At 59.0% G+C, this 6,542-nt stretch carries 6 protein-coding genes; 3 read left to right on the top strand and 3 right to left on the bottom strand.

All coding sequences use genetic code 11. The features are described 5' to 3' along the window. Positions 1–28 precede the first annotated feature (28 nt). Positions 29–1,441 (bottom strand): SH3 domain-containing protein, encoded by a 1,413-nt coding sequence (locus U9R81_RS17520; protein ID WP_322496711.1) that lies wholly within the window; start codon positions 1,439–1,441, stop codon positions 29–31. A gap of 243 nt (positions 1,442–1,684) precedes the next feature. Between U9R81_RS17520 and U9R81_RS17525 the strand changes: the two genes are divergently transcribed. Beyond that, a complete protein-coding gene (locus tag U9R81_RS17525) occupies positions 1,685–1,810 on the top strand; it encodes a hypothetical protein (RefSeq protein WP_322496712.1) in 126 nt (41 codons plus the stop codon). Positions 1,811–2,090: 280 nt separating this feature from the next. Here U9R81_RS17525 and U9R81_RS17530 read toward each other — a convergent pair whose 3' ends face one another. Further along, positions 2,091–2,609, bottom strand: coding sequence for a hypothetical protein (locus U9R81_RS17530; protein ID WP_322496713.1), 519 nt, complete (start codon positions 2,607–2,609; stop codon positions 2,091–2,093). Between the two features lie 64 nt (positions 2,610–2,673). Then, positions 2,674–5,691: a GAF domain-containing protein gene (locus U9R81_RS17535; RefSeq protein ID WP_322496714.1), complete on the bottom strand. Its 3,018-nt coding sequence runs from the start codon at positions 5,689–5,691 to the stop codon at positions 2,674–2,676. Positions 5,692–5,758: 67 nt separating this feature from the next. On the opposite strand from U9R81_RS17535, the gene U9R81_RS17540 reads away from it, so the two are divergent. Together U9R81_RS17540 and U9R81_RS17545 are read left to right on the top strand one after the other, a co-directional pair. After that, positions 5,759–5,986, top strand: coding sequence for a hypothetical protein (locus U9R81_RS17540; RefSeq protein WP_322496715.1), 228 nt, complete (start codon positions 5,759–5,761; stop codon positions 5,984–5,986). 95 nt (positions 5,987–6,081) lie between these two features. After that, a complete protein-coding gene (locus tag U9R81_RS17545) occupies positions 6,082–6,462 on the top strand; it encodes a single-stranded DNA-binding protein (protein ID WP_066784234.1) in 381 nt (126 codons plus the stop codon). Positions 6,463–6,542: the final 80 nt, after the last annotated feature.

Raw genomic sequence — 6,542 nt, forward strand, 5'->3', positions numbered from 1 at the left:
CGATGCATCGCATCGCCCCGCCGAAGTGTCACCGATACGGGCGGATAGCGCCGGCGAAGCGGCTCGTCCAATACGAACTCCAGATGCTGGAAATCTGAACGCCGTAGGCAGGCGTCATGGCGTGAACCATCTGGCCATTACCGATATAGATGGCAACGTGAGTAATACCGCGGCCACCGCCGGTATTGGCGAAGAACATCAGATCGCCGGGGGCCAGATTATTGAGGCTGCTAATCAGCGCTCCATAGCGGGTATTGAACTGGCTCGCCGCCGTGCGGGGCAGACTCACGCCAAACTGGCGATAGACATACCATGTCAACCCGCTACAATCGAAGCCGGTGAGCGGGCTAGAACCGCCCCACACGTAGCGATAGCCGACAAACTGCACCGCATAGCTCGCGACATCGCCGCTGGCAGGGATATTGACCGGGCCGCTGTTAGCAAGACGGCTACGGTTGGGCAGGGCCGGGATATCGTTGGTATAGGGCACGCGCCGGGCGGCCATTGGCGTCACCTGAAGCAGTTCAGCGTAGATCCATGCCTTGGCGCCATTGGCCAGCTCAACCCGGTACCAGTCTTTGTGCCGTGCCAACAGTTTCACCTGAGTGCCGGCATTCACGGCGCCGATGCGATCGTAGGCTGAACCGGGGCCTTTACGCAGATTAACCGAATTCTCGAGCACGGCCCCGACTAATGGCGGGTTCGGATCAGGGATGGTTGCGGCGACCGGCACGCGCTCGACCACACCGGGCGCAATGTTCAGAAATTCCGCCGTGACCCAGCCGTACAAACCGCCAGCCTCAACGAGGAACCAGCCGTTAAACTGCTCGACGAGCGTCAGCTCTTGGCCGGCAGTGAGGCGTTTCATGCTGACATAATTGGTGCCGGGGCCGTCGCGCAAGTTAAGACCATCCTCGCGCACACTCGCCACCTTTGGCGGCGGCGGCGGCGGAATCGCAGCGTCTGCCACCGGCTTGAGGTTATAGAAGACCGCTTCCGGCACATTCACCAATTCAGCGGCGATCCAGCGCAAGCTCGGATCATCGGCGGTACGGAACTGGAGCCACTCACCATAGCGACCAACGACTTCGATCGCGGCGCCGCTGGTCAGGCGGGCAATGTCATCGTAGACCAAGCCGGGGCCGTTGCGCACCTTCGCTACGTCGGCAATAATGGTTGCCGGCACGATCAGAGGTGCGGTCTGTTCGCTGCGCGAGAGCACCGTGAGCGGCACCGGCAACGACTCATCGGCCTCAAGGGGTGGATCGCCTACCACTTCACCGGTGCGAGCAGGATCGAGATTCAGCGGGCCAAGAATGATCAGAGGCACATCGCCTTCAGCCACCACCGGCGCAGCGGTGGGTGGAGCTGGCGTCTGCGGTACCGGACGCAGTGGCAATTGGCCGAGGAGCAGAGCGACCGGGAAGAGAAGGGCAACCACAGAGTGGAGCAGATACCGGGAGGGAAGTTGACGTAGCCAAGGTTGCAGATCTGGCATCGTACGAATAAGCGCAGCAATAGCAGCAAATGGTCGCGAGCGTTGCCGGTGCCTACTCCGATGGTGAACAGCGCGTTCACGCAGATGTTGCAGTTCAAGCGGTAGCAGATCACCAGCGCGATCGTGATTTAGCTCAATCATGGAGCGTCTTTCCTCTTTCTGTCTGCCGACCGGCCAGCGAAGTCAATGACTGTGGCCACGCGCGTGGTGGCGCTGGAGGTCGGCAGGTTAGGAAGCGAAGCTGGCTGGTTGGGGGTTGTGTCAGCAATGTATCAGCCTCGCTTCAGCTTCTTGCCGGCGTTCACACTGTGATTAAACCGAGACATCATCAACAGCGTAGCGTCGCAAAAGTAGAGAAATAGTAATATACTTTTCGCGATTTGTCAATAGTCTGTGCATACAATGGCACGCTGCCCCTCTCTGATGCTGTATTTGGTCGTTACAATACGCTGATCGAACAGTAAAGTGTTAAACGTTTTTTGTGGATAACCAACGCACTGCGTTATGACGTAGACGGAATATATCTCATTCTAGTGCGTTTGGAAGAGCAATGACATTGATCAGTTTTTGTGAGTGAATCTGATAATCGTTATCAGTTTGCTTGCCCGGCAACAACCATTTGCCAATAGATCAGTGTTGCAGCCAAGCGCTCGCTCAGAGAAGGCGGCCCACCCTCAAGCACTGCTACGGCAAATCCCCTTGTCTGGGCCTGCCGGACAAAAGCGAGGCGATAAGCCGGTGAAGCGGTAATAATCAACCGCCGGTGACCGGCAGCCTGCGCAGTGGCGAGCAACGCTGCTGGTTCGGGCAGGATCTGCAAACGGTCACTCGGCGCCCCGCGTTGCGCCAGATCGGCGGCAAGGAGTTCGGCCTGCGGGCCGGCCAGATAAGCGATCGGCGCTGCGCCGGCCTGAAGCAGATTGGCGGCTTGGCTCGTCGTCTCAACATCGAGGGGGGCGATAGCTGCAATAATGAGTGCATCGCCGCTGAGAGGCATGGGTTCGGCCAGCGGTTGGCCGGTGGCCCATATCGTGATTACAACCAATCCTACCGCACCGATCAGCAGCCAGCGGAGCGCGGCCCCAATCGCTTGCAACCAGAAGCGCACCATACGAGTTCCTATCCCCTACCTACGGTTCGACATTTCGACCCGGAGCGAACCTCGCTGCTGCGGGCTATGCGGACGCCAACACCTCGGCGATCACGGCTTGGACCTGCTGGATAGTAAACGGTTTGGCCAAAATAGCGTCAATCTGGTGGGAACGCACCTCTTCAGGATCGATCTGCTCGCTCCAGCCAGTGACGAGCACAATCCGCACCTTGGGGTCAATCTGCCGGATATGGGCCGCTAATTCCCAACCCGACATACTGGGCATGCCTAGATCGGTGCAAACGATGTGGTAACGTCCCACTGCGAATTGCGCCAATGCTGCTTCGCCAGAAGTGGCTTCATCAACGTGATGACCGAAGCGTTTGAGGATGCGGACTAAGACCTTCCGCACAGCCTCTTCGTCATCAACGACCAAGATGCAACTGGCGGGGAGCGTAACCAATGGTTGCGCCGGCTGCTCGACCGGCGGCGGATGCCCTACCGGCAGCCAGATGCGGAAGGTTGCCCCCTTGCCGAGGTCACTTTCGAGGGCAATTCGCCCGCTGTGCTGTTGGACGATGCCGCGCACCAGCGCTAGCCCCATTCCGGTGCCGCGCGATCCCTTAGTCGAGAAAAAGGGCGCGAAGATCTGTTCGTGGAGCGCCGGATCGATGCCAATGCCGGTGTCTTGGATTTCGAGCATAACTGCCGCTTCACCCAAGATGTCGCTGGGAGCCGGGGCCGTGCGCACAGTGATAGTACCACCGTCGGGCATGGCGTCGATCGCATTCAAGACCAAATTGATCACCAATTCACGCAATGCGGCTGCATCACCCACGATGATCGGCAGCGGTGAGGTCTCGGTACGCACAGCGATCGCGATGCCGCGACTTTGCGCCTCGTCGCGCCAGCGCGGACGGGTGAGGGCCAAACTTTCTGCAACGACTTGATGGAGATCGACGGGGCTATTCGGCGTTGAGCGGCTGGTTTGGGCGAAGCCTTGCAAGCGGCTCACCGTCGTTGCGCCATCGAGGGCTGCTAGTTCAATAGCGCGTAACCCTTCACGCAGGCGGGGAGCATCGACTTCGGCTAATAAGAGCTGCACATGCCCAATAATGCTGGTCAGCAAATTGTTAAAGTCGTGAGCGACGCCGCTGGAGAGTTCGCCGAGGGCGCGCAACCGGTCACGCTCGATCAAAACTGTTCGCGCGCGTTGCAGCTCGGCATCATAGTTGAGGTTCGCGATCGTAACTCCGATTAGGTGCGCCATCGCTGCCACCAAGTCGAGGTCGCCTTGGCTAAAGATACCCCTTACCGCACTTTCAATGATGATGATGCCAAAGATTTGCTCGTCTACCAGAATGGGCACAATCATCTCAGCCGCGGTAGCCGGCAGGTTAGGGTGATGGGCATACCGTTCATCACGCATCACATCATTGACAATCACTGGGCGAGCATGGCTAATCACCCAGCCGCTGATGCCGGTTGTGATCGATATAGGCGGAAAGAGGTGCTGTTGCGATTGGCCTTGCATCAGATGGCCATGCGCGGCGCGAACCACGATCTGTTCACCTTCAATCACCCCGATCAACACCTGATAATAGCCAAACGAGCGGTGTAGTAATTGAGACGCTTCATCGAGCAATTGGTCAACGTTGCGCAACGTGCCAATGCGGGCGCTAAACTGTTGCAACACTTGAAACTGGCGCGCGCGCTCTTGCGCCTCGCGCAGCAAGCGCACGTTATTGATGACAGCGGCCACCTGCTCGCCGAACATTTGCGCAGCGCCAACATCTTCTGCGGTAAAGCTGCTAGGTGTCCATTTGTCGATGGTGAGTGCACCAATCGTCGTCTGATCAACCCGCAAGGGCACCCCGATCCACGAGCGGATAATATCGCTGTCGGGCACTTTCTGCCAGCCGGGCACCCGCTGCACATCAGGATGATAGATAGCGGCCCCTAACCGGCGCAGGTCGTTAATGAGCGACCCCGGCCCAGCGTACAGCGTGATCTGATCGGCCTTGCTGCGCAAGCCGCGCTGGGCGATCAGGCGCACGTACTCCTCGTCATGCACCACAAAGACGCACGCCGAGTCGAAATTAACAAAGCGTTGCAGTTCGCTGAGGATCTGGTCGAGCACGCTGGCCTGATCGATCCGCGCATTGGTGAGGGCAACTAAGTTGCTCAGCGCCTCAGCGCGGGCATGGGCGCGTCGCTCGAACGCGCGCTGGCGGGCGCGCATCATTTGGGCAGCAGCGAAGGCGAGCAGATCGGCATCTTCGTTGCGCCAATACCGTCCGGGGGCATGCACGACCAACCATGCCGGCAGACCGTCGAGGCGGAGATCGACCATGAGCGCACCTGCGTTACGTAACAGGTCAAGCTCATGCGCAGTGACCGGTTGACCAGCTTGATCAAGCAGGTGCTCGTCTAGGGTAGTCGTGATCAGTCGCGGCTCAACCCCTAACACATCGGCCAATTCGCGCATGATCAACGTCTCAGCCTGATAGATTTCGGCGCTGTGGGCCAAAATGCGCTCGCGTGCTGTCGCCCGGCGCAGCATTTGGGCGGTGGTGGCGTTGTTGATCGCGATCGCGGCCAGATCGGCGAAGATTGCGATCGTATCGAGCACCTCGTTGCTGAACGGTTCGCTCATTGTAAAGCGTGACAGACTCAGCGCGCCGAAACAGTGATCGCGCACAATCAGCGGAATTGCGAGGATAACGGCTGGATGGTGGTTCAAAATGGCGACATAGCGCGGATCGCGGACTGGATCAAGCAATTGCAGGATTTGGCGATGGGCGACCGCCCAACCGGCGACGCCTTCGCCTACGCGCAAGCGAAAGATGCGCTCGTGTTCAGATCGATCTTCTAATCCCAGAACTGCAGCGCTCGTTAGCCATTCGCCCTGCTCATCAAGCAGCCAGATTGTTACCACATCGGCCCCGCTCAACGTGCGGGTGGCGATGAGCACTTGCTGTAACACACCGGGAAGATCGAGCGACGAGAGCACGGCCTTGCTGAGCGCAAGGATCGTTGTGGTTGGTGATATGGTGTCGGCGGCGCCAGCCGGTTGATGTGGTGGACGACTCGCAATTGTCATAGTCAACATTATACCCGCTGTCTATTACCTACGGCGGCTGGAATGCGCCGCTTTAGCGGCAAGATGAGTGATCCGGCGCTGGTGTGGTGGTCATGATCACCGGTTTGCGTTTGGCATCCCGGTCGCAATCGTCTGCCGGCGCGCTATGCTGGTACTGAGGGAAGCTGACCGCAAGTTGGCAGCAAGACAGCGTGGCGTCGTGCTGATCCATCCGTTTGAACGGGGTAGGTGGCAAGAAGTGACAACCCTCCGCGTGTCGTCGGCGCTGAAGCGTCTCTTGAATGATCAATTGTAACGAATTTTTACCCAACCGCGCAACTTTTGACCAGTTGCTGCGGTTTCTTTCATGCAGGGACAATTTTTGGGGTGCAAGCGAGAAAGGAGCAGGCGATGCGCAGTTTTCGGGGTACGATGAATCGGGTGGAGTTGATTGGGCGGCTGGGGGCGGATCCGGAGGTGCGGCAGGTCGGGAATGGCGTTTCATTTTGCCGGTTTAATTTGGCGACCAACCGGCCGGGCGCCAATGACGAGCAGGGGAAGCGCACGAGCGAGACCGAATGGACGACGGTGGAGGCGTGGGAGCGGCTAGCCGATGTGTGCGGCAATTACCTGCAAAAGGGGCGGCGGGTGATGGTGATGGGAAGCTTGCGCACTGACAAGTGGCAAGACAGCGAGAGCGGGCAAACCCGGTGGCGCACCTATGTGCGGGCCGATGAGGTCATCTTCCTTGACGGCGGGGCGGGCCGGCAAGACGAGGAGGATGAGGAGTAACGGAGAGCACTACCTTTGCACTTTTAACCATTTCGCTCGGACGTTCGGTGGGGAGTTGCCGCATCGCGCCCCAGCCGGTA

Source organism: Chloroflexus sp. (genome assembly GCF_034435895.1).
Classification (GTDB): domain Bacteria; phylum Chloroflexota; class Chloroflexia; order Chloroflexales; family Chloroflexaceae; genus Chloroflexus.

Bases quoted from the DNA above. Each gene is read 5' to 3' on its own strand.
- U9R81_RS17530 (WP_322496713.1), bottom strand. From the start codon at position 2,609: ATGGTGCGCTTCTGGTTGCAAGCGATTGGGGCCGCGCTCCGCTGGCTG.
- U9R81_RS17535 (WP_322496714.1), bottom strand. From the start codon at position 5,691: ATGACAATTGCGAGTCGTCCACCACATCAACCGGCTGGCGCCGCCGAC.
- U9R81_RS17545 (WP_066784234.1), top strand. From the start codon at position 6,082: ATGCGCAGTTTTCGGGGTACGATGAATCGGGTGGAGTTGATTGGGCGG.
- U9R81_RS17525 (WP_322496712.1), top strand. From the start codon at position 1,685: ATGACTGTGGCCACGCGCGTGGTGGCGCTGGAGGTCGGCAGGTTAGGA.